This is a genomic window from Gallibacterium melopsittaci (genome assembly GCF_042433085.1).
Lineage (GTDB): Bacteria > Pseudomonadota > Gammaproteobacteria > Enterobacterales > Pasteurellaceae > Gallibacterium > Gallibacterium melopsittaci.
Genome location: NZ_JBHLWA010000001.1, coordinates 111,000 through 132,054, shown reverse-complemented (window position 1 = coordinate 132,054; position 21,055 = coordinate 111,000). Strand labels below are relative to the sequence as shown.

Here is a 21,055-nt window from a genome sequence, read left to right as displayed (position 1 = left end):
ATGAACCAACTAACACATTACATTGAATTAGAAGCCATTCCTCAGCTCGAAATAAGACATTCTGATGTAATGGCTTACGCAATGCAAACATTACATCAACTTTTACCATCCTTTGAAGGCAGAATTGGGATTGGCTTTCCTAAATACCAACAAAATCGTGGTTTAGGTTGGATAATTCGCCTATTCGGTTCTGAAATGGATTTAGAATTTATTCATTTTCAATTAGAACCATTACGCAATTACTTTCTTATTCAAGAAATCATGAAAATTCCTGAGGAAACAACTCCTGTTCGCTTTCAACGTATCCAACATAAAGGAAAGAGTGCTTTGAAGCGTGCAGAAAAACGTATGAAAGCAAGGGGCAATTTCTCTGATGAAGTTTTAGATAATATGCGTCTAAAACAGCAGCAGGTGAAAAGATATCCTCATGTATTTCTAAAAAGTGCCAGCACAAATCAAGCAAAAATGTTGTTAGAAATAAAACGCGTGGTATGTACAGTACACCAAGAGGGGATATTCACTGGTTATGGTTTAAGTAAAGAAGCAACCGCAACTATTCCTGATTTTTAATACTAAAAACCCTTTTTTCCAGAGGAAAATATATCTTTTAAAAATCAATAGGTTATATATACACTCAGAAAAAAGGGTATTTTAATTTAAATGTTCTTTAATAATTGAAATAGATAGTATTAGTAAGAAGAATACTCTACATTACTGCCGCATAGGCAGCTTAGAAACACCTAAGCGGTGTGTACCAGCTTGACTTACTCATTACTGCCGCATAGGCAGCTTAGAAATGTGTAAATCCCGCAAGCCAATAAATTCTGTGCATTACTGCCGCATAGGCAGCTTAGAAATTGGGAGGCTAAACATTAAAACCTTGTAGTACCATTACTGCCGCATAGGCAGCTTAGAAATGGCAGAGCAGACAGGACAAGTCCAGACAGAACATTACTGCCGCATAGGCAGCTTAAAAAGCAAAAAATAACAGATTTACTATGCTCATAATAATTGACAACTCAAGGCAATAATTTATAATTTATATATAAGCCATAACTTATAAAGGAAATGATGGTTACAAATCACCAATGGAATATTCTCTTTACAAACCGTTTTTCAAGTTGGCTTGATCAACAGGATATTCCAACAAAGAAAAGTGTTGCTGCTACACTCAATTTATTGAAAATAAATGGTCCTGAACTTTCTCGTCCTTATGCTGATACGATAAAAGGTTCACAATATCCAAATATGAAAGAGTTACGCATTCAACATCAAGGTAAACCTTTAAGAGCATTTTTCGCCTTTGATCCTCTACGTCAAGCCATCATACTGTGTGCTGGTGATAAAAGTAACGATAAACAGTTTTACAAGCGAATGATTGCATTGGCTGATACCGAATTTACTGCTTATTTAGCAAACTTGGAGAAATAAGATGAAAACATTTGAACAATTCTTAGATGAATTTTCCCCTGAAGATCGTAAAGATATAGAAAGAATGACTGATGAACTATTACTAGAATCAGGACTTTCTCTTATTCGACAAGAAATGGAAATTTCACAAAAACAACTCGCTGACGCACTTGGTATTTCACAACCTGCTGTTGCTCAAATTGAGCAACGCGGTAATGAATTACGTCTTTCCACCCTCAAGCGTTATGTTGAAACCATGGGAGGAAAACTCAGTCTTGCGATTGATATGCCAATGGGAGAAACTCGTATCTTTAAAATTTGAGCTTCGACTAAAAATGCGGTCAAAACTGACCGCTCTTTTATCTAGAATACTCAATCCAAACAGAGAGAGGACATATTGCGATTTAGCTTACTAGAAATTGCATTAATTCGTAATAATTAGATGTTTTTGTTGGATATCCTAAATAAGTTGTACCCTTTTTTCTTTATACAATATAACCTCATGATTTTATTATCATTTTTTATTTCCTTTAAAAAAAGGTAATTGTTATATTTTTCTCTTACAATCCTTGTCTTATCTAGGATAAAGTGAGTTTTCGTTCTAGTTCACTGCCGCATAGGCAGCTTAGAAATTGTCGCAAAAGAAAACCATCCAACCATCACAGTTCACTGCCGCATAGGCAGCTTAGAAATGGAAGCAAGATATGTTGCAACCGATTTAGATGTTCACTGCCGCATAGGCAGCTTAGAAAGTGAATCGGAACAACATAAGATGTCACCCTCTGTTCACTGCCGCATAGGCAGCTTAGAAATAATAGATTAATCTGCTAATAGAGTATCGTCACATTACTGCCGCATAGGCAGCTTATTACCTATTTTAAATTGTTTTTAATAGCTATTTAAATACGCTTTAAATCAGCTTTAGTTCTCATTTAGGCAGAATTATTATTGTTCATTTTCTTTTTCCCAGAAACCCAAAAATTCATTAAATTGCCAGATCGTTTCTGTTTGTGAATTTTTATTTAAAGAAACCGTTGCATAAGAAAACGCAATTTGTTCAATTTCTTTATTTTTCCACGCATCCGCTAATTCCTCTAATACGGCTGTCAGTGAAAAAGCAAGCCAAGGCTTAATTTGCGAATTACTTGACTTAATTAGTCGATACTCAAAACGATGGTACTCTTTCGCACAACCAATAGGATCTTGGTAAACTTTATCTCGATAGGCAAAAGCATATTGCCACTCACTCAGCTCATCTGGTAAACAGACAAACTCCTCCATCAGTTGGGAAGCTCGAAATGGTGTAGTTAAACTATAATGCGCTGTTAATTTTGCATTTTCTGTACGCCAATAGCCATTTACATAATTGAAGTTCTCACTCTGAAATAGCTTAAACATCACATTATGTTCAAGTATCGCTAATGTGTCATATTTGTTTTTCTTAGGGGCAATCTCTTCTGCCTGATAAGTAATTCTTGGAATAGCATCAATTACTGCCAGTTGATCTGGTGTAATAAGTTGTTCCGTTTGATGTGAAACCAGTCCATTCTCTTTACTTTCAAATCCAGGTCGTGAAAAGATCCCATTTGGATAAAATTTGCCTGTTAATCCCCGCCAATTACTTGGTAATAACGCAATATTAGGTATTTGTGCAACTTTATCTGGTCTGTGTCGCCATACTCGTCCTGCTAATTGAATAATGGAACGCATAGACGAAGGATCAATAATCGCCCAATCATAATCGTGATCTCGCCCCACTTCCGTTACAGGGCTTCCGATCACAATAAAAATATGGTGTTGTTTATCGCTATTCTGTAAGGCAATTTGAATTTCTGGTTCTTGGAAAATAGATTGTGGATCATAACGAGTAAGTAATCTATCTAAGCATTGTTCTAAACGATTTCGCAAGAGTAGTAATTGTCGTGAATGATAACAGCACAGATGAATCTCTGTATCTTCTGGGCATTGTTGTTGTAACATTGCTAATACCGTTGGAATAATCGGTCTAATATTCGCAAAGCGAATTAAACCTAAACTCACTGTCTTATTAGTGGTTTTATCCTGCGTAAAATATTGATGATGAAAATCAAGCGCTTTTTTCAATAGATATTCTGCCAACAAAGACCAATTCAATAATTGATTTTCACCACCTGCCACATTAGGTAAAGGCATAATCTCCGCAATACGCCGAATCGGTTGTTGCTGCAATTTAGTCAACCGTAGCTGCGCAAATTCAGTATGCCTTTGTTGATAATCAGTTACATTCTGACAAGAGAAAGTTTGCTGATGAAACTCATCAAACCAAGCACAACAAACCTCATTTGATGCAAATTGATGATTATGATTCCAAACTTTTCGCCCTGCTTGATAAGCTTCATATAATCCAGCAACTAAATCTGGAGTTAATGTTGCAGACGAAAGTAACACTTTACTACCAAACAAGCCCGCTAAATGCACTAAACGACTTAATGCAGGTAAATCATTTTGATCAAAATCATCTGGTTCATCTAAGATAAGATCACCCGTTAATAAGCGTAAAATCGGCACAATATGTTTACCACCACGCAAACTTTCACTGGCATTCATCAAATAATCGACAGTACAAGTAACTAATGGTGTCTGTAATAGCTGTTTTGCTTTCTTATTGGCTAATAATGTGCCAAATTCAGCAATAGTATCAACCGCACTTTCTCCTACAATCCCACCCTCAATTTCTAATGTATCTAACCAATCTTCTGCTGATTCACTACCTCTTTTTTCTTGCAACTCAAATAATTGGCTTACTGCTTCACCACCTACTAACACTGCCAACGCATCATCATCTAAGTTTAATTTATGTTGCAATGCTTTCCCTGTCTGCAATGTGAGTACTCTTAGCCCTAATGCAATCGTAAACCTTGCGCCTTGCTGTGGGTTGGCTAAAGCATACATAATCCTAGCATTACCTAGCGTTTTACCACACCCCGTACTCGCCATATTAATGCCAAAAAAGCCTTGTTGTTCTGTGATGGGCTGTAAACGCTTCGCTAAATCAAAAGCACGATCCTGCCAGCGAAAACGTTCGATGCTATTCCGTTTATTAAATCCTTTATGCTGTAAAAATGGTAACAACGATGGTAATTTCGGTAATATCCGTACAAAACGTACTGCACTCTGACAGACACCTAATAAATGCTCATCTAATCGTTGTTTTGGCTGCCCCTGTGAATCTGTATTAGCAATTAATGGAAAATCTTTTTCTCCTAATTTTTGATCTGAGGGGAGTGAAGAATAATGATGATCGGCAGTCATTAACGATAAACGTGCCAGAAGTAATAAAAAACTGTCCGTTATGTTTTCATTCTGGCTAAGTAAAGTCATCAACCCTTGATGGGTTAACGCTTTATTTGCCCAACGACACATTGCTTTTTGCCATGCAGGACTATCTGAAACCAAATGAGAAAATTGCCAAAATTTTTCTGGTTGAGGGTGTTCACTATGTGGATTAAACACCCACCCACTGCTCGCCGATAAACGACGATAAAAACGCGTTAACGTCTCAGGGACTTCACGTGCCCATACTTTTTTCTTATTCGCATTATTTTCAGAAAACTCTGCTAAATAAGGTGTTCTATGATGTGAAGCGATCAACCAAATTAATGCTTTTGCTAATGGGGGTAAGCAGTCAAAGCCATCTTGATTAGGCTGCTTACCCTCTTTTTTTAGATGTTTTAGCCAATCAGGGTTTTGCTGTTGATACTCCGCCCAATTTGCTAAACGATACAGCCACTCAGCATCAGTTTGACAATTTGCAATCATAGCGGCAAATAATCTCACTGATACCCATTCATGCCGATAAGAATCGGCAAAAAAACGCGCTTCTGGTTTTAATTTATCCTGAAAAGCGGTACTCGCTTTGCCTAAGTCATGTAAGAGTGCTGCCAATGCCGTAATAATTTGTATGCTATACGCATGAACCCAAGCAACCTCATCATCTTTACGCAAAATATCCCGTTGAGTTCGGTTCGTTGGCGTACGACCATCTTGATTAAATTGGCGTTTATCACCAATAATCCAAAGTAAATCCGTTTTATTTTTTCCATGTGTCCAATAACACGCTACCGCAGTATTTTTTCGTGCAGTTTGTCGTAATAACTGTTTTAGTGTTTGTAGTCCTGCTTGCGTGATAGCCGTTTGCCAGACACGATCACCACAACGTTCTGCAAACTGGTCCAAAATTCGTCGTGTTTTTTTTAACGCATTCTTATGGCACTGACTGACTAATAAAATATTCATAGTTCCGCCCCTTGTTGAGCCAACTGCTTTAATCCCTCAATAATGACATCTAAGGCTGCAAACTGGAGCAAATTCTCAATGCAATGATGGCGAAAATCATTTTCTTCATCGCCTTGTAAAGCGGAGATAAAGGCTTGTGGCAAAATTAAGGCATCTTTAATCATATTACTGCACTGGACGATACTCACTTTGTGGACTGAAAAAATCACAGCCAATCTCGGCTTCTGTCCCTGCAAATAATGGCGAGCCGCCACCACCACAAAACCCCATCATCACACCAGCACGGGCTAATTCTCTGACTGCCGCTTGCGTAATAGAGGTGCCTGTGCCTAATAAAATACAAGTTGTATTTGCAATAGGAATATTCCAATAAAAGGATTCTTTACCTTGATCCGTTACATATTCTACTCTGCCGCCGTTCAGCAAGATTCGACAATGCTCTAAATAATAGATATTGGCTCGTTTAGAATGGAGAATTGTTTGGAGATGTGAGGAGGAAAGATAATCTTTTTTATTGCGCATAACCAGTCCTTATTTTAATGCGGCAAAGCATAGGGTGTAAGCTAAATCATTAATATAGGATACTGGTTCTTTATAAGAAAAGAAAAATAAAATGTTGATTTAACTAAATTAGATATAAAAAAATCCCCTCTATTCGGGAAAAATAGAGGGGCAAACATTTGGAGTCATATTTTAGGATTAATAAATTAAATATTATCAATAACTTATATTATTATTTGTGCAAAAATATCAGCTTATTTTTTAATAAGTAATCTATTACTACTTTTTAGCAATTTAATGATTTAAGTCATATTAATGCGATCTTTTTAGATCATAAAAATGCAAAGTTTTGCGTAAAAATGCGTTAAAAAAGATCTGGTATCAAATAGAAGATCTGTTAGCTATAAAAAGGATCTGTGATGTTTGCGTTTTTGCGTAATTTTCTACACTTTTATTGTGCGGGCGTGGCGAGGTACGCATCGCGATTTTTTGGTAACGAACATCAAAAAAGAAAAAAGCTATTGAGAAAACACTCAATAGCTTTTTACTTTTATCTGATTATAAAAATATAAATTAATTTTCTGTGTCTAGCAGTCTGTAATTACTAAACTTAATCAAATCTTGTTGAATATTATAATTATCTCTAAACCAGATATTTATTTCATTAAGTTTTCGCTGCAATGGTTCGATTTCATTGATGAAAAAGACTTTGCCTGCTTTTTCCACATCACCGAAACCACCAGTATTATTCGGAATAATGCCGAGTAATTGAGGAGGCACTCGGTGCGCGGCTAAGATGTCATCGCGGCTAGTGTTCTTAACGTTCAAGAATTCATCTTTCGCCGTAATATCTGATAACGGTATTACTTGCAATCCTTTCTCTTTACCATTTGGCGAATAGATAAAAAGGTTTTTAAAATTACCTTTTCCCTTTGCCGATTTGATCTGCTGTTCCAAGTTATCAATACTCGCTTCCGATTGTAGCGGATCAGTCAAATAGATAATACTTCCTGCATGAGCGCCATTAATATAATATTTGCGGCGAAATAAAGTAGCCGCTTCATTTAAGAATGAAGACTGTAATGCAGATAAATATTCGGGTAAACCGTAAATCTCTTGGTTAAAATCGGGTTGGATAAAGTGATAAATACTATCTTTAGGAAATTCAAAGTCCTCTACAAAATTAGTGACTTGATAATAAATTCCATCTTTAACACCTTTTCTGACATACTTTGCTAACATAGCTTGCAGTCTAACCGGCATTCCAAATTTATTTTTGTGAATATAAAAATAAGCATTGCCAAAGATCAAATAATCTAAGACAAATCGTTCTAAGTCCAAACGTGAGATTAAATAAGATGTTTGCAATGTACTTAATAAAATATTTTTCTTTACTGTAAGTGCAGTTGAATGATATGAAGTTGAGTGAAATGCTTTTGCTAAACCAGTAAAGTTAACTGGCGTTGTATAATACTTATTAAGATAAATCGCACTTTCAAAGTAAGATAAAATCTCCGCTTTATCAATAACAGGGATTGGATCATCAAAAGCAAATAGTTTGGGTTGTGTAGTCATTGTTAGTTCCTTTTAGTGAAATTCAATAATTCTGGCAGAGGTGTTGGTTTTAGCGTCGTAAGGCTCATTAATAAAGCAGCTCATAATTGCCCACGCAATATCGCCGTGACTGGCTTCTTCCGAGCGATCAGATATATAAGTAATTTGACGTCCTGATTTCGTGACTTGTTTTTTAATCGTCATAAAGCTAGTAATAATATCTTTATCCCCTTGATCGAACTCAAAACGGCGTTTCTGAATAATATTTAACGTTTTTAAGACCATCTCATTTTTTATATCTAAGTTATAAGATAGCCCCTGTGCAGTAGGAAAAAACTTGCTCACTAACTGAAAAACGCCCTCCCCCATACCCGTCTTGTCAATCGTAATACGTGCCACATTATAGCAATCACAATAATGCTTAATTCGTGCAGCTTGCTGCTCAAAATCCATGCCGTGAAAAGTTTGATAATGCAGCAATCTAAACTTACCGCCCTCAACCGCAGGCGGAGCAACAATTACCAACGCGGCCCTATCTCCTGTATAAGCGGGATCATAGCCAATCCATACAGGACGATTACCAAACGGCCGTTGATAAAATGGATTAAAATCGCGCCATTCCTCAAGCGAATCAATCCCGCACTTCTGTAAATCAATAAACTTAAATACGCTACTGTTATCGTCAATAAATTGGCATAAAAATAGCTGCTCAAACTCATCAACAGAATATTCAAGTTTCAACGCTTCAATATCAAATAGATTACAACCGCCTGCTTCTGCATCATAAATTGTTACAATCTGACGCCACTGCCCATCAGGCATTAGTCGACCAGCTTTTAAATAATCGTGCGATAAATTAAATTCTTGTCGCTGATCCGCCGGTCGCCCTTTATTAAAACGTTGTCCCGACCAAAAAGGATAAGCGGAATGAGAAATCGCAGATGGGGTAGAAAAATAAGTTTGTCTAAATTGCTTTTGTGATGCCATGCCAGATGCCACTTTGCGAATTTCTTCAAAACGAGGCACCCAGAAAATTTCGTCAAAATACAAATTGCCGTGATAAGATTGTGCGGTGTTTGAATTTGTTCCTAAAAAAATCAATTCGGCTTGATTAGGTAATTTGATTGTTTCACCTTTTAAATCCACATCCGCTGTTTTTTTTGCATAATCACAAATGTAACTACGAAATTGTAAAGCTTGTTTTTTACTCGCCGATAAAAAGATCTGATTCCGCCCTGTTTTTAGCGAATCAATAAAAGCTTCGTGCGCAAAATAATAAGTCGCACCGATTTGACGACTTTTTAAAATATTGCGAATCCGATATTGCAGCCCAGCGTCGTACCATCTTCGCTGATACGCAAACATTTCAGACAAAAAGCTATTAATTAATGCTTCTTCCTGTTCCTCATTAATCGCATTCTTTTCAGCTTGTTTCCGCTCCGATTTATAACGGCTTTTAATCTTAGGGTTAAGATCAGTTTCATTACCCCCGCCGTTACTATATTTCTTGATTCGAGCAATCCGCTCCATTTGACGACTTAGTAAATCTATTTCTTTGAAGTCATGACCTGTTTTGTCGTCTTTGTTAATCAATAAACAAAGTCTAGCCTCTAAAGAGACTTCTACTCGCCCAACTGGTGCGGTATCTTCCCATCTTTCACGTTCTTTCCAGCTTGATATTGTCGAGGCGGGAATTGCTAAGGTTTTCGCAATTTCGGTAATACGATAACCAGCCCAATACATGATTTGAGCTTGGCGTTTTTGTTCTGCAGATAGTGTTGTTTTAATGTTTTCTTTTTCCATGCGTTAATCATAGACAGCACATAGATATTGGCTTGTTTTGTTATTTGTGATTGCTAATTTCACACAAGACAAAAATAGAAAAATATTTTTAAGCGTTCAATATTGTTGGCAATCTTAAAAACGGAGCAAAAAAACTATGTCAACAAAATCTAAGTGGTTTGTCGTTGCGACTGAAGGTGCAACCGCAGACGGACGTAATATTGAACGTAAATGGCTAGAAGAAATGGCGGCTAATTACGATCCAAAAATCTATGGTGCAAGAGTCAATCTAGAACACTTTAAAGGGATTTTTCCAGATGGTGACTTTAAACGCCTTGGCGATGTGTTAGCGTTAAAAACCGAAGAACGCGACGGAAAGCTCCGTTTGTTAGCACAAATTGAACCGACAAAAGACTTAATCGAAATGGTAAAAAATAAACAAAAAGTTTACACGTCGATTGAAGTCAACCCAAATTTTGCTGATTTAAACAGTGCTTATCTTGTCGGGCTTGCAGTTACAGATGACCCAGCAAGTTTGGGAACAGAAATGCTTGCCTTTTCCGCACAAGCAAAACAAAACCCATTGGCACACCGCAAACAAGATAAAGATAACTTATTTTCAGAAGCGATCGAATTTACGCTAGAACTTGAAGAGCAAGAAAAAGAAAGTTTGCTAGATAAACTCAAAGCAATGTTTACAGCGAAAGAAAACTCAAAGCAAACAGAACAGCAACTCTACAAAACGTTGGAAGATGTTAGCACGTTATTAACTGAACAAATTAAGCAAGTTCAAGAAGAAAACGAAAATCTTACACAACAATTACAAGCGTTAGAACAAAAAATCACTACTCTAGAAAAAGAACCCGTTGAATTTAATCGCCCAGTAATTACGGGTGCAGAAAAATCAATGATTGAAACAGATTGCTAATTTAAGGAACGCACAATGAAAAATACTACAAAACAACAATATAATGCTTACGTTGCTCGTATTGCTCAACTTAATGGAATTACTGAAAAAGATGTCGCAGAGGGATTTTCCGTTGAGCCAACACCAGAGCAAAAATTGTTTGAAAAAGTGCTGTTAAGTTCCGAATTTTTGCAAAAAGTCAATTCTGTCAATGTTGACGAAATGACAGGAGAATTAATCGGTTTGTCAGTTGCGAATGTTATCGCTAGTACTACTGACACCAACGCAAAAGATCGTGATACAAAAGATATTGCAAAATTAGACTCTCGCAAATATCTCTGCGAACAAGTGAATTTTGACACTCACATCACTTACCAACGCTTAGATCAATGGGCTAAATTCCCTGATTTCCAACAAAAATTAGCCAATCAGACCCAACGCACCATTGCACTTAATATCATTATGATGGCATTAAACGGCACGAGCCGTTCGGAAACATCAAACCCGAACAGCAATACTCTGCTACAAGATGTTAAAAAAGGTTGGTTACAACAACTCCGTGAAGATATGCCAACGCACGTGATGAACGGATCAACCACTGAAAATAAAATCAAAGTTGGAAAAGGACAAGGAACAGGGGCAAACGCAGGCAAAGGTTATGAAAATCTTGATGCACTTGTATTAGACGCAACGAACAATTTAATTAGTGAAGTGTATGCCGATGATACCGAATTAGTTGCAATTTGTGGCCGAGAAATCCTGAATGATAAATATTTCCAAATGGTCAACAAAACTACTGAGCCGACCGAGGAATTAGCGGGACAAATCATTATGTCACAAAAACAAATCGGTGGCTTGAAAGCGATTCGCGTACCATATTTCCCCGCTAATGCAATTTTGATTACTCGATTAGATAATCTATCTGTTTATTATCAAACTCAATCGCTACGCCGTGCGATTATCAACAATCCGAAGCGTAATCGTATTGAAGATTACATCTCGAAAAACATTGATTTCAAGATTGAAGACTACGATTGTGCCGCATTGATCGAAAATATTACTTTTGAGGACGCAGCATAATGAAAAGATTATCACCCGCTCAACGCCATGTGCAGCATATTGCTGCACAGTTACAGGGCGAGCAACAAGATCTGGCACACCTTAGCGAGTACGACAAGATGTTGTACTTGCTCGCGCGGCATAAAAAAGATTTAAGCAATATCCAATCAAAAGAAGCCAAGGCGGAATACAAACGCAAAATCTTGCCCGACTACCTCGACTGGATTAACGGTGTCATGCAAGCAGGAACAGGACGCCAAGACGATGTATTAATGATGTGGCTTATTTGGGCAACAGATTGTGGCGAATATGAATTAGCGTTAAAAATCGGTGAATATGCTCTTTTCCACGACCTCACATTGCCAGAGGGATTTAACCGCACCACCGCAACCGCAATCGCCGAAGAGTTTGCCGACGCAGCAAGTAAAGCAGCAACATTAAATCAAGCATTTGATTTGAATTTATTACTAAAAGCAAATGACATCACTCAAAATAGCGATATGCCCGATGAAAGCCGTGCGCGATTACTGAAAGAATTGGGCTTACAACAAAAAGAAAGTAACCCAGAACAAGCGTTAATCAATTTAACTCGTGCTTTATCACTTAACCAAAATGTCGGGGTTAAAGGTGAAATTAAGGCCTTGCGCAAAAAATTAAATTTAATCGAAGAAACCGAATAGAAAGAATGCGACCACGCAACGCACGGGGCGGATGAAAAAGCCTCTTCGAGGTGATTAAGTAATCCTCACCCCGTTTTTTTAAGGAGTAACAAAATGGCAGATCTTACGATTACTATGTACCCAGATGATGATCTTGCTATGCCAACAGTACAAAAAAACATTGAACAATCGCAACCCGCAAACGACATCATCAATAACGATCCATTTTATCCAAACATTGAACTAACATCATTACGCAACGCAATGCGAATTGATAGCAATGTATCAAACGAACGTCTAAAAGAGGCTACATTACACGCCGTGCTAGATGTAAATACGGAGCTAGAAGCATTTAAAGCTAAACAACTCGAAGCTAACGTTACTACACTTGCAAACATTAAAAGTGTAATGATTGATAACCAAAATCAACAAAGCTATTACTACTTACGTGCCGTTTATTGCTTAGCGGTAGCAACACTGTATGAACGTTATGCAAGTTACGATCTCACTAACGACGGCGAAAAACGCATGATGATGTTGGAAGAAAGTATCGGCGATTTACGGCGAGATGCGCGCTTTGCAATCCGTGCAATACTCGGCAAACCAAAAATCACAGCGACATTACTATGAAAGTGTTTGCAATACAAAATGACAACTTAGATGCCATCATTTACCGCTATTTTGGTCGGGTTGACGGCTTGCTAGAGCCAACATTAGCTCTCAATCCACATCTTACCGAAACGGAGATTATTGAAATGGGAACGGAAGTCAATTTGCCAGATTATGAAACGATTAAACAAGGAAAAACGATTCAATCCGTGAATCTGTGGGACTAAATATGAAAGATTCAACAACTTATGCATATTGGGGTGCAGTCCTCTCATTTTTGAGCGGATTGTCAATCAATGAATGGGCGTCACTCATCGGGATTGGGCTTGGTATCGCCACATTTTTAGTTAACTGGTATTTCAAGAGCGAAGAATTAAAACTAAAGAAACAACATCATGATGAAGAAAGTCATTAAATATTGCAGCGTAACAGCAGTTATAGCCATTGTATTAAGCCAGTTTGCCAATGATATAAAAACATCACAAAAAGGTTTAGAGTTGATTGGTAATGCAGAGGGCTGTGTGCAACAACCTTACCAATGCCCAAATGATGTGTTGACTGTCGGCATAGGCTCAACCGAAGCAAGCGGACAAGTAATAGAACAACGTAAATACAGCTTGCAAGAAATCGCAGAACGCTGGGTCAATGATATAAAAATCGCTGAACAATGTGTGAATCAATTTGCGAACGGAAAAGCAATGCCGCAAGGGGCGTTCGATGCACTCACCTCAATCACCTTTAACGTGGGGTGTGCAAAATTACGAAACTCCACTCTATTTAAACTGGCTCGCCAAGGCTACACGCCTGCCATGTGCGACCAATTCCCTCGCTGGATCTATATTGCTGGGCAAAAATCAAACGGCTTAATCCAGCGCCGAAACAAGGAACGTTCATTATGCCTAAACTAGCAACCACAATTGAAATTGTTGTTTTATTTGTTTTTGTAATGTTAGCAACCATAAGCAGTGCGCTCTACGACAAAACAAAGCGCCAACGTCAAACAATCACCGAGCTTACTCAACAATTACAACAAACAACACAACAAATTGAACAATTTAAGCAATCACAACAGCGTCTATTGGGATTGCTAGAGCAACAACAGCAACAAGCAACGAAACAAAAGCAACAAATTAACGAGGTGTTACAGCATGAAAACAATAAAAACTGGCGTGATCAGCCTGTGCCTAGCGATATTAGCCGCCTGCTCAACACCGAAAAAGTCAACAACTAATCATCTGATTTGCCCGCAAAGCAATCAATGTCAGACACCAGTTATCAGTATTAAAACCAATGGCGATTTAGTAACAACATTAACAGACACATTAAATACGATTGAAATCTGCAAAATTGAAAAACAAGCATTAATTGACTGTATAGAGAATAAAGATGGATCAAATTGACAGAGCGAACGAATTAGCACAATTAGAACGTGACTACAACTTGCAACAACGACAACAAAAAACAGTAAGGCAAAGTTTAACGCACTGTATCGATTGTGAAGAACCTATCCCAGAAAATAGAAGAAAGTTACAGGGCGTGACACGTTGCATTGATTGTCAAACTATTTACGAACAGCAACAGAAGCAATATCGCAAATGAAAAAACCAGCACAACTAAGAGAAGTGATTGAAAAAGCCTATCCGTATTTACGTAATAATCCAGATAGGCTACAAATTTTTATTGATGACGGGCATATTATCGCCACGAATGCAGCGTCATTAAGCTATGAGTATCAATACACCCTAAATATTATCATTACCGATTTTGATAAGGATATGGCGATCATTATCGTACCACTACTCGCCTATTTAAGAAAAAACCAGAATGAATTGTTTGATAATCCAACAAAACGCCCCGACGCTATCGCCTTTGAAACGGATTTAATTAACCAGACGACACAAGATTTATCACTCAAAATCAAATTAACCGAACGTGTAAAAGTCGAACAAGCCGACAAAGGAACAGAAATCACTTATTTACCAGAACCTATAGCGGCCAACGAAACGCTTGAGCGATTAGAACTCTATATCAAAGATGAATTTATTACCTCGACGGACGGTGAGCATCATGGATAACGTTGATGAATTAACCAATAAATTAAGCACTTTAATCGCTAATTTATCACCGCAAGCTAGACGTCATCTCGCAAAAAATATCGGGCAGAAAATCGCACAATCACAGCGCCAACGCATTACTAATCAACAAAATCCAGATGGCACAAGTTTTATTCCGCGCAAAAACTTAAGAAAAAAGAAAGGGCGGATTAAACGACAAAAGATGTTTGTAAAATTAAAAATGGCACGTTACTTAAAAGCAAAAAATACAGCCAATCAAGTTACTGTCGGCTTTAGTGGATCTGCAGCAAATATTGCTGCTGTGCATCAACTGGGTAAACGTGGTGTCGTGAATGAGAAACGTAATATCTCAACACAATACGCCAAACGGGAATTATTAGGGTTTACTGAACAAGATAAAGCTTTGGTAGAAGAGTTAATTATTCAGTGGTTAAGCTGGAACAATTAAGACTTTTTACGGCTGAAAAAATAGATTAAGCCGCAAATACATAACAAAATAAAAGTGGCTGTTTCACCAATCCAGCCAACCAAAAATCCAATGCCAATCAGAATACAGACAAGAATAAATAAAGGAATCGCAATCGCAACAACGAGAGGCAATAAATAAACTGCTGCTGCAATCATCGCAAAAGTCGCAGTAAAAGCAAAGGCTAGCGAAAAACCAACACCGATAAGCAAAAGGACAAAATAAATTAGCTCCATAATGATTACCTTTTAGCATTGGTAAAAATAGCTTCAGTGACGATAGGAATAAACAAAAGAGATAACGCTGCTTGCCATAAAGAGTCATTAATAAAATTGTAATAGATAAAAGGCGAGGCAAGCATTAAAGGGGTTAATAACGCTTGTACTTTCTCTTTACGTGTTACAGCAAATTCATATTGATCTTTTGTACCTAAAACAATACCAAATAAAAGACCAAGTGGCACAAAAACGACACAAAAAATAACCATAAGAATCCAGAAGAAAATTAATAAGATGCTAAACATAATTCAATTTCTCCTTAATCGTTTTATTACATTATTGATAGCGATATTAATGATGTCAACCAAAACAGGGTAAAACTATGAGCAATCTCAATTTAACTATTTTATTAAATGCAGTAGATAAAATTACTGCACCGTTTAAAAGTGCATCCAAAGCTAGTAAGACATTATCAACAGCATTAAAAGATCAATATGAACAACGAAAAGCATTAGAAAAACAGCAAAAACTCATTAGTGCTTATCGTGAGTTAGAGAAAACACTCTCCCAAACAGCTAATCAATTTGATCAAGCGAAAACAAAAGCATCACAATTAAAAACAGAATTAAAAAATAATGATAATCCAACAACAAAACTCACTAACAGCTATAAAAAGGCACATGAATCAGTACAAAAGCTGAAAGTAAAACATACTGAACAAATCGCAAAATTAAAAGAAATGCGGACAGCGTTACAGCAAGCTGGTATAAGCAGTAAAAATTTATCGACAGAAGATACAAAATTAAAAACTAAAATTGATAGCGTTACTAAATCTATTGATAAACAAAAACAATCACTAGAAAGACTAAATAAAGTACAAGCACAACAACAAAAATATCAAAAACAAGTAGAAGCTCTAAAAAATACGAGTGATAAAACAAAAGAATTCGGACAACGCTCAATGGTTATGGGCGGGGCTGTATTAGGTACTGGTGCTGCGATGATGAAGCCAGCAGTTGAGTTTGAACAAGCATTTTCAAAAGTACAGGCATTAACCAGATTAGACAAAAACAATGCTGAAGATGCAGCAAAAATAAAGGCATTAAGAGATCAAGCGATCAATCTAGGGGCAACAACATCATTTACATCAACAGATGTCGCTGCAGGTCAAAGTTATTTAGCGATGGCAGGATTTAACCAAGAACAAATTACTCAATCAATGCCAGCTATCCTTAACATGACAAAAGCGGCTGATATGGATATGGGGCGAGTATCAGATATTAGCTCAGATATTTTAAGTGGCTATGGAAAAAAAGCTGAAGAGATGGGTCATGTTGCAGATGTACTAACGCTTACCTTTACTAGCTCAAACGTCAACCTAGAAATGCTCGGCGAATCAATGAAATATGTTGGACCTATCGCCACTAAAACAGGACAAAGTTTTGAAAGTATGGCGGCAATGGTGGGGTTGCTGGGTAATGTAGGGATTAAAGGATCTCAAGCTGGGACGGCGTTACGAGCTATGCTCAACCGATTATCTGGACCAACAAAAGAAGCCACAAAACAACTTAATAAATTAGGCATTAAAACCAAAGACGCGAAAGGTAATTTACGTGCAGTACCTGATATTTTGGCTGATGTTGCTAAGAAAACAAAAAAAATGGGTAGTGCCGATCAGATTGCTATTTTGAAAGATATTTTTGGCGAAGAAGCCGCGACCGCAGCAGCAGAATTAATTAAGCAAGCAGGTGAAGGAAATATTGAGGAGTTTTTTAGAAAACTAAAAGAAGCACAAGGTACTAGTCAAAAAGTTGCGGATACTATGTCCGACAATTTAATGGGTGATTTAAAAGGACTTGATTCTGCCCGTGAAGCGTTGGGTATTACTATTTTTGACGGGCAATCGAAAGCACTGCGAGAACTTACGCAAACCGCAACGAGCTGGCTAAGAACAGTAAATGAGTGGATAAAAGCGAATCCAGAGCTTACCTCGAAAATTATTAGATGGGTTGCTATTTTAGCCAGTGCCGCAACAGTAATCGGTGCAGTAAGTATTGCATCGAGTTTTATACTCTACCCAATAGCAAGAATGGGGTTAGGATTTCTAAAAGTTGGCGGAATAGCGCTTTCACTAGGTGGTAAATTCTTAGGGCTAATTAGAGTGATTTCTTTATTTGCAATGACGAATCCTATTATTCTTGCTATTGTAGCAGTGATTGCAACATTAGCAGCCATTGGCTACCTTATTTATAAAAACTGGGAACCAATCAAGAACTTTTTTGTGCAAATTTGGACAAACATCAAAGCCACGTTCGACGGTGGAATTGGTGAAATTGGAAAGCTTATTGTGAATTGGTCGCCCATCGGGCTATTTTACAAAGCTTTAGCTAAAGTAATGTCCTATTTTGGGATAGAACTGCCGGATAATTTTGTGCAATTTGGCACAAATATTGTAGATTCACTAAAAAAAGGTATTGAAAATAAATTCAGCTCAGTTACCAATTACATAAAAGAAAAAGTTGATTGGATTAAACAAAAACTCGGCTTCTCCACCGAGGCAGAAACAAAAATTAATGAAATTAAAGAAAAAGCAGAACAAGAATCGCTACAAAAAGCAGTACAACAATTCCACGGTGGTACCAATATTTTAATGGATGAAGCTATGCGAGGGGTATTAACACAACAAAAAGCCACAGGCGGTTATACTGGTAGCGGTGGTAAATACGATCCAGCGGGCATTGTGCATCGTGGCGAGTTTGTATTTAATAAAGAAGCGACTTCCCGCCTCGGCACTGGCTTTTTATCAACACTACACAGAGCAAAAACCGCTAAAGCAGGAATGGTTGCTGCAGGATTAGCAAGTAGCGTGGCTTTTGCTCAACCTGTTAGCATTGACAATAGACCGCCTATTGCAGTGCAACAACAGCGACAAACACAAGTACAATCTACGCCAATGAACATCTCAATAAATATCAATGTGCAAAACGGCAATCCAGAAGCAATCGCGGCAGCGGTAAGAAAAGAAATTGAGTCTATACAACGACAACAACAAGCAAAAAATCGTAGTTTATTGTCCGACAGAGATTAAAAGTTACTCAATAATTAACAAATCAAACCAACAAAAAAAGGAAAGTTTAAAACTTTCCTTTTTTTATCTCTATTTGTGATAGCAAATCTCACAATCTTATCAGCTCGCCTACCCTCTTTATCCTCTCAATAATAGCGGTATGAATATCGCAGACATCATTCGCCGACTTGAAAGCTTAATCAAGATTGGCGTTATCCACGCCGTGGATTATCAACAAGCAAGAGCAAGGGTGCAATCGGGACAAATAATTAGTGACTGGTTGCCATTTTTAACCTTGCGCACAGGAACAACCGTCACTTGGTCGCCACCGACTGTTGGCGAACAATGCTTGTTGCTTGCACCCAGCGGCGAACTCAATACGGGCGTGGTTATTACTGGTATCTATTTAAAAAATCAATCACCAAGCAATAGCCCTGATGAACACGTTATCCAATTTGCAGACGGTGCAACCATTATCTACAACCAACAAACGCACGCCCTGATCGCACGAGGGATCAGCACTGCTTTAATCCAAGCGAGCCAATACATTACCGCCGACACGCCAAACGTGACCTGCACTGGCAATGTACACGTCAAAGGCGATGTCACCGCTGACGGTGATGTCATTGCGTCTGGAATTAGCCTAGTTAAGCACATTTACCCGGGCGACAGCGGTGGCAAAACAGGGAAACCGCAGTAATGAACAAAAGTAACGGCACACAAATCACCGATGAAATAGCACATATTAAACAGTCTGTTACCGATATTTTAATTACTGCTGTCGGATCAAGAATTCAACGGCGTGAATACGGCAGTTATCTCTATCAACTTATCGATCGTCCGTTAAGTCAAGCACTAATGCTGCAAATATCTGCGGCTTGCATTATTGCAATAAAACAGTGGGAGCCGCGTATCGACATAAAAGCATTTAAGGTTTATCTGCAAGATCAAAAAATTGTAGCAGATCTAAGCGGCGTACTTAAACGTAATCAACAAAACATCAACTATCAAAAAATAGGCTTAACGTTATGAGTGCATTAATTGATTTATCAAAAATACCGCAGCCTGATTTTGTCGAAGCATTAAATTTTGAAGCGATCTTTGAAGCAAGGAAACAAGCATTTATTGCATTATACGACAAGCAAGAAGACAAAGATTTTTGGTTACAACGATTGCAGTTAGAAAGCGAGCCAATCGTTAAGCTATTACAAGAAAATGCTTATCGAGAATTATTACTTAGACAACGTATTAATAACGGTGCATTAGCCGTATCACTGGCACACGCAACTGGTGCAGATCTTGATGCTATCGCCGCTAATTACAATGTAGCGCGTTTAGTTATCCAACAAGCAGACACTACTGCAAATCCACCGATTCTTGAAATTTTAGAAAGTGATGAAGCATTACGCTATCGCACTCAATTAGCATTTGATTCGATCAGCACGGCAGGCGCAAAGTCAAGTTATGAATATCACGCTTTATCGAGTGATGGACGTGTTGCGGATGTTGATGTTTATTCACCACAGCCATGTTATGTGACTGTGTCTGTTTTGTCATATAACGGCAACGGAACCGCAGAAGCAGATCTCTTAAATAAAGTACGCTCTGCATTAAATGATGAAAATGTACGTCCTGTTGCCGACCGCGTAACAGTACAATCCGCACAAATTAGAACCTATCAAATCCAAGCAACACTATACACATATAAAGGTCCGGAAGCAGAACCGATTAAAGCCGAAGCATTAAAAAGAATTAATGAATTTGTTCGTCGCCAATTAAGACTTGGTAAAGATATTAATATCTCTGCAATCCATGCCGCACTACACGTTGAAGGCGTACAACGCGTTGAAGTAATACAGCCAACACAAAACATTGTGCTAGCACATGATCAAGCTGGTTACTGCGAATCAATCAATTTGGAGGTCGCAGAATCAGATGACTAAATCACTGTTACCCGTTGGCTCAAGTCAGTTAGAACAAAAAGCAGCTCAAATTTGTGCATTAGCTGAGCATCTGAATGTGGACTATTCAATTTTATGGAACGCAGACAAATGCCCAGAACCGCTGCTCCCATTTTTAGCGTGGGCGCTATCCGTTGATTATTGGGAAGAAAGTTGGAATCAAGAAAAGAAACGTGAAGTAATTCGTAACGCATTCAGAACGCATAAATACAAAGGAACAATATCAGCAATCAAGCGTGCTATTGAGCCGTTTGGCTATATCACCGATTTGACAGAATGGTTTGAAGAAACTCCCGCAGCACAAGCGGGAACATTTAGATTATCGATTGAAGTTCCCGCATCAGGATTAACTGAAAAGCTAAATAAAGAATTACTACGCTTAATTGATAACACAAAACCTGTATCACGCACGCTACGCCAGCTCATTATTACATTAACAAACATCTGCGATACAAACACAGCAAGCACTATCACGACTGGCACAATTACAACTATTTATCCTAAGGACTAAA

The 21,055-nt window shown here is 37.9% G+C and carries 25 protein-coding genes, 1 pseudogene and 1 CRISPR repeat array; of the genes and pseudogenes, 20 read left to right on the top strand and 6 right to left on the bottom strand.

The features are described 5' to 3' along the window. From cas6f to ACFFHT_RS00610, 3 genes are all read left to right on the top strand, one after another. Positions 1-570, top strand: coding sequence for a type I-F CRISPR-associated endoribonuclease Cas6/Csy4 (gene cas6f, locus ACFFHT_RS00620; RefSeq protein ID WP_382372478.1), 570 nt, complete (start codon positions 1-3; stop codon positions 568-570). A gap of 139 nt (positions 571-709) precedes the next feature. Continuing rightward, positions 710-977: direct repeats of the CRISPR family, unit length 28 nt; unit sequence CATTACTGCCGCATAGGCAGCTTAGAAA. Between the two features lie 94 nt (positions 978-1,071). Then, positions 1,072-1,431, top strand: a complete 360-nt coding sequence (locus tag ACFFHT_RS00615; RefSeq protein WP_382372512.1) for a type II toxin-antitoxin system RelE/ParE family toxin — start codon at positions 1,072-1,074, stop codon at positions 1,429-1,431. A 1-nt stretch (position 1,432) separates the two neighbouring features. After that, positions 1,433-1,732, top strand: a complete 300-nt coding sequence (locus ACFFHT_RS00610; RefSeq protein WP_382372476.1) for a helix-turn-helix domain-containing protein — start codon at positions 1,433-1,435, stop codon at positions 1,730-1,732. A 623-nt stretch (positions 1,733-2,355) separates the two neighbouring features. Here ACFFHT_RS00610 and cas3f read toward each other — a convergent pair. The 4 genes and pseudogenes from cas3f to ACFFHT_RS00590 form a co-directional block, all read right to left on the bottom strand. Continuing rightward, positions 2,356-5,685 carry a type I-F CRISPR-associated helicase Cas3f gene (gene cas3f / locus ACFFHT_RS00605; RefSeq protein WP_382372474.1) on the bottom strand — a complete coding sequence of 1,110 codons (3,330 nt, stop codon included), beginning with the start codon at positions 5,683-5,685 and terminating at the stop codon, positions 2,356-2,358. Beyond that, positions 5,682-6,207, bottom strand: a pseudogene (gene cas1f / locus ACFFHT_RS00600) (type I-F CRISPR-associated endonuclease Cas1f). The gene cas3f and the pseudogene cas1f overlap by 4 nt, the downstream one beginning before the upstream one ends. Before the next feature lie 552 nt (positions 6,208-6,759). Then, positions 6,760-7,761: a phage portal protein gene (locus tag ACFFHT_RS00595; protein ID WP_382372472.1), complete on the bottom strand. Its 1,002-nt coding sequence runs from the start codon at positions 7,759-7,761 to the stop codon at positions 6,760-6,762. Positions 7,762-7,773: 12 nt separating this feature from the next. Further along, a complete protein-coding gene (locus ACFFHT_RS00590; protein WP_382372471.1) occupies positions 7,774-9,543 on the bottom strand; it encodes a terminase large subunit domain-containing protein in 1,770 nt (589 codons plus the stop codon). Between the two features lie 136 nt (positions 9,544-9,679). Between ACFFHT_RS00590 and ACFFHT_RS00585 the strand changes: the two genes are divergently transcribed. From ACFFHT_RS00585 to ACFFHT_RS00530, 12 genes are all read left to right on the top strand, one after another. After that, the gene (locus ACFFHT_RS00585; RefSeq protein WP_382372469.1) at positions 9,680-10,450 is read left to right on the top strand and encodes a GPO family capsid scaffolding protein; all 771 of its coding nucleotides are present in this window, start codon (positions 9,680-9,682) and stop codon (positions 10,448-10,450) included. 15 nt (positions 10,451-10,465) lie between these two features. Then, positions 10,466-11,509 (top strand): phage major capsid protein, P2 family, encoded by a 1,044-nt coding sequence (locus ACFFHT_RS00580; RefSeq protein ID WP_382372467.1) that lies wholly within the window; start codon positions 10,466-10,468, stop codon positions 11,507-11,509. Then, entirely contained in the window at positions 11,509-12,168 is a 660-nt protein-coding gene (gene gpM, locus ACFFHT_RS00575) for a phage terminase small subunit (protein WP_382372465.1), read from the top strand. The genes ACFFHT_RS00580 and gpM overlap by 1 nt, the downstream gene beginning before the upstream one ends. A 93-nt stretch (positions 12,169-12,261) precedes the next feature. Further along, positions 12,262-12,777: a head completion/stabilization protein gene (locus ACFFHT_RS00570; protein ID WP_382372464.1), complete on the top strand. Its 516-nt coding sequence runs from the start codon at positions 12,262-12,264 to the stop codon at positions 12,775-12,777. Then, positions 12,774-12,983, top strand: coding sequence for a tail protein X (locus tag ACFFHT_RS00565; RefSeq protein WP_382372462.1), 210 nt, complete (start codon positions 12,774-12,776; stop codon positions 12,981-12,983). The genes ACFFHT_RS00570 and ACFFHT_RS00565 overlap by 4 nt, the downstream gene beginning before the upstream one ends. A 2-nt stretch (positions 12,984-12,985) precedes the next feature. Beyond that, complete coding sequence (locus ACFFHT_RS00560; RefSeq protein WP_382372461.1) at positions 12,986-13,171, top strand: phage holin; 186 nt, start codon at positions 12,986-12,988, stop codon at positions 13,169-13,171. Further along, positions 13,152-13,664, top strand: coding sequence for a lysozyme (locus ACFFHT_RS00555; protein ID WP_382372459.1), 513 nt, complete (start codon positions 13,152-13,154; stop codon positions 13,662-13,664). Before ACFFHT_RS00560 ends, ACFFHT_RS00555 begins: the two co-directional genes overlap by 20 nt. After that, on the top strand, positions 13,652-13,987 hold the full coding sequence (locus tag ACFFHT_RS00550; RefSeq protein ID WP_382372457.1) for a hypothetical protein: 336 nt from the start codon (positions 13,652-13,654) through the stop codon (positions 13,985-13,987). Before ACFFHT_RS00555 ends, ACFFHT_RS00550 begins: the two co-directional genes overlap by 13 nt. Continuing rightward, complete coding sequence (gene lysC, locus ACFFHT_RS00545) at positions 13,905-14,156, top strand: Rz1-like lysis system protein LysC (RefSeq protein WP_382372455.1); 252 nt, start codon at positions 13,905-13,907, stop codon at positions 14,154-14,156. The genes ACFFHT_RS00550 and lysC overlap by 83 nt, the downstream gene beginning before the upstream one ends. Then, positions 14,143-14,355 (top strand): TraR/DksA C4-type zinc finger protein, encoded by a 213-nt coding sequence (locus ACFFHT_RS00540; protein WP_382372453.1) that lies wholly within the window; start codon positions 14,143-14,145, stop codon positions 14,353-14,355. The genes lysC and ACFFHT_RS00540 overlap by 14 nt, the downstream gene beginning before the upstream one ends. After that, positions 14,352-14,831 (top strand): phage tail protein, encoded by a 480-nt coding sequence (locus tag ACFFHT_RS00535; protein WP_382372451.1) that lies wholly within the window; start codon positions 14,352-14,354, stop codon positions 14,829-14,831. The genes ACFFHT_RS00540 and ACFFHT_RS00535 overlap by 4 nt, the downstream gene beginning before the upstream one ends. Continuing rightward, positions 14,824-15,279, top strand: a complete 456-nt coding sequence (locus ACFFHT_RS00530; protein WP_382372449.1) for a phage virion morphogenesis protein — start codon at positions 14,824-14,826, stop codon at positions 15,277-15,279. The genes ACFFHT_RS00535 and ACFFHT_RS00530 overlap by 8 nt, the downstream gene beginning before the upstream one ends. Here the strand turns inward: ACFFHT_RS00530 and ACFFHT_RS00525 are convergent. After that, entirely contained in the window at positions 15,276-15,533 is a 258-nt protein-coding gene (locus tag ACFFHT_RS00525) for a hypothetical protein (protein ID WP_382372447.1), read from the bottom strand. The genes ACFFHT_RS00530 and ACFFHT_RS00525 overlap by 4 nt on opposite strands. Before the next feature lie 5 nt (positions 15,534-15,538). Beyond that, the gene (locus ACFFHT_RS00520; RefSeq protein WP_382372446.1) at positions 15,539-15,820 is read right to left on the bottom strand and encodes a hypothetical protein; all 282 of its coding nucleotides are present in this window, start codon (positions 15,818-15,820) and stop codon (positions 15,539-15,541) included. Between the two features lie 77 nt (positions 15,821-15,897). Here ACFFHT_RS00520 and ACFFHT_RS00515 point away from each other — a divergent pair, with 77 nt between their 5' ends. The 5 genes from ACFFHT_RS00515 to ACFFHT_RS00495 all read left to right on the top strand — a co-directional run bounded on the left by ACFFHT_RS00515 (position 15,898) and on the right by ACFFHT_RS00495 (position 21,054). Further along, positions 15,898-18,603: a phage tail tape measure protein gene (locus ACFFHT_RS00515; protein ID WP_382372444.1), complete on the top strand. Its 2,706-nt coding sequence runs from the start codon at positions 15,898-15,900 to the stop codon at positions 18,601-18,603. A gap of 139 nt (positions 18,604-18,742) precedes the next feature. Then, the gene (locus tag ACFFHT_RS00510; protein WP_382372443.1) at positions 18,743-19,282 is read left to right on the top strand and encodes a phage baseplate assembly protein V; all 540 of its coding nucleotides are present in this window, start codon (positions 18,743-18,745) and stop codon (positions 19,280-19,282) included. Beyond that, positions 19,282-19,614 (top strand): GPW/gp25 family protein, encoded by a 333-nt coding sequence (locus ACFFHT_RS00505; protein ID WP_382372441.1) that lies wholly within the window; start codon positions 19,282-19,284, stop codon positions 19,612-19,614. The genes ACFFHT_RS00510 and ACFFHT_RS00505 overlap by 1 nt, the downstream gene beginning before the upstream one ends. Next, positions 19,611-20,525, top strand: a complete 915-nt coding sequence (locus tag ACFFHT_RS00500; RefSeq protein ID WP_382372439.1) for a baseplate assembly protein — start codon at positions 19,611-19,613, stop codon at positions 20,523-20,525. The genes ACFFHT_RS00505 and ACFFHT_RS00500 overlap by 4 nt, the downstream gene beginning before the upstream one ends. Continuing rightward, a complete protein-coding gene (locus ACFFHT_RS00495; RefSeq protein ID WP_382372437.1) occupies positions 20,518-21,054 on the top strand; it encodes a phage tail protein I in 537 nt (178 codons plus the stop codon). The genes ACFFHT_RS00500 and ACFFHT_RS00495 overlap by 8 nt, the downstream gene beginning before the upstream one ends. Position 21,055: the final 1 nt, after the last annotated feature.

Excerpts from the sequence above, each read along its gene's own strand:
- ACFFHT_RS00525 (WP_382372447.1), bottom strand. The coding sequence starts at position 15,533 with ATGGAGCTAATTTATTTTGTCCTTTTGCTTATCGGTGTTGGTTTTTCG.
- ACFFHT_RS00535 (WP_382372451.1), top strand. The coding sequence starts at position 14,352 with ATGAAAAAACCAGCACAACTAAGAGAAGTGATTGAAAAAGCCTATCCG.
- ACFFHT_RS00610 (WP_382372476.1), top strand. The coding sequence starts at position 1,433 with ATGAAAACATTTGAACAATTCTTAGATGAATTTTCCCCTGAAGATCGT.
- ACFFHT_RS00505 (WP_382372441.1), top strand. The coding sequence starts at position 19,282 with ATGAACAAAAGTAACGGCACACAAATCACCGATGAAATAGCACATATT.
- cas3f (WP_382372474.1), bottom strand. The coding sequence starts at position 5,685 with ATGAATATTTTATTAGTCAGTCAGTGCCATAAGAATGCGTTAAAAAAA.
- ACFFHT_RS00560 (WP_382372461.1), top strand. The coding sequence starts at position 12,986 with ATGAAAGATTCAACAACTTATGCATATTGGGGTGCAGTCCTCTCATTT.
- ACFFHT_RS00615 (WP_382372512.1), top strand. The coding sequence starts at position 1,072 with ATGGTTACAAATCACCAATGGAATATTCTCTTTACAAACCGTTTTTCA.
- ACFFHT_RS00570 (WP_382372464.1), top strand. The coding sequence starts at position 12,262 with ATGGCAGATCTTACGATTACTATGTACCCAGATGATGATCTTGCTATG.
- ACFFHT_RS00585 (WP_382372469.1), top strand. The coding sequence starts at position 9,680 with ATGTCAACAAAATCTAAGTGGTTTGTCGTTGCGACTGAAGGTGCAACC.
- ACFFHT_RS00540 (WP_382372453.1), top strand. The coding sequence starts at position 14,143 with ATGGATCAAATTGACAGAGCGAACGAATTAGCACAATTAGAACGTGAC.
- ACFFHT_RS00595 (WP_382372472.1), bottom strand. The coding sequence starts at position 7,761 with ATGACTACACAACCCAAACTATTTGCTTTTGATGATCCAATCCCTGTT.
- ACFFHT_RS00495 (WP_382372437.1), top strand. The coding sequence starts at position 20,518 with ATGACTAAATCACTGTTACCCGTTGGCTCAAGTCAGTTAGAACAAAAA.
- lysC (WP_382372455.1), top strand. The coding sequence starts at position 13,905 with ATGAAAACAATAAAAACTGGCGTGATCAGCCTGTGCCTAGCGATATTA.
- ACFFHT_RS00550 (WP_382372457.1), top strand. The coding sequence starts at position 13,652 with ATGCCTAAACTAGCAACCACAATTGAAATTGTTGTTTTATTTGTTTTT.
- ACFFHT_RS00590 (WP_382372471.1), bottom strand. The coding sequence starts at position 9,543 with ATGGAAAAAGAAAACATTAAAACAACACTATCTGCAGAACAAAAACGC.
- ACFFHT_RS00530 (WP_382372449.1), top strand. The coding sequence starts at position 14,824 with ATGGATAACGTTGATGAATTAACCAATAAATTAAGCACTTTAATCGCT.
- ACFFHT_RS00580 (WP_382372467.1), top strand. The coding sequence starts at position 10,466 with ATGAAAAATACTACAAAACAACAATATAATGCTTACGTTGCTCGTATT.
- ACFFHT_RS00565 (WP_382372462.1), top strand. The coding sequence starts at position 12,774 with ATGAAAGTGTTTGCAATACAAAATGACAACTTAGATGCCATCATTTAC.
- ACFFHT_RS00515 (WP_382372444.1), top strand. The coding sequence starts at position 15,898 with ATGAGCAATCTCAATTTAACTATTTTATTAAATGCAGTAGATAAAATT.
- ACFFHT_RS00500 (WP_382372439.1), top strand. The coding sequence starts at position 19,611 with ATGAGTGCATTAATTGATTTATCAAAAATACCGCAGCCTGATTTTGTC.
- ACFFHT_RS00510 (WP_382372443.1), top strand. The coding sequence starts at position 18,743 with ATGAATATCGCAGACATCATTCGCCGACTTGAAAGCTTAATCAAGATT.
- gpM (WP_382372465.1), top strand. The coding sequence starts at position 11,509 with ATGAAAAGATTATCACCCGCTCAACGCCATGTGCAGCATATTGCTGCA.
- ACFFHT_RS00555 (WP_382372459.1), top strand. The coding sequence starts at position 13,152 with ATGATGAAGAAAGTCATTAAATATTGCAGCGTAACAGCAGTTATAGCC.
- ACFFHT_RS00520 (WP_382372446.1), bottom strand. The coding sequence starts at position 15,820 with ATGTTTAGCATCTTATTAATTTTCTTCTGGATTCTTATGGTTATTTTT.
- cas6f (WP_382372478.1), top strand. The coding sequence starts at position 1 with ATGAACCAACTAACACATTACATTGAATTAGAAGCCATTCCTCAGCTC.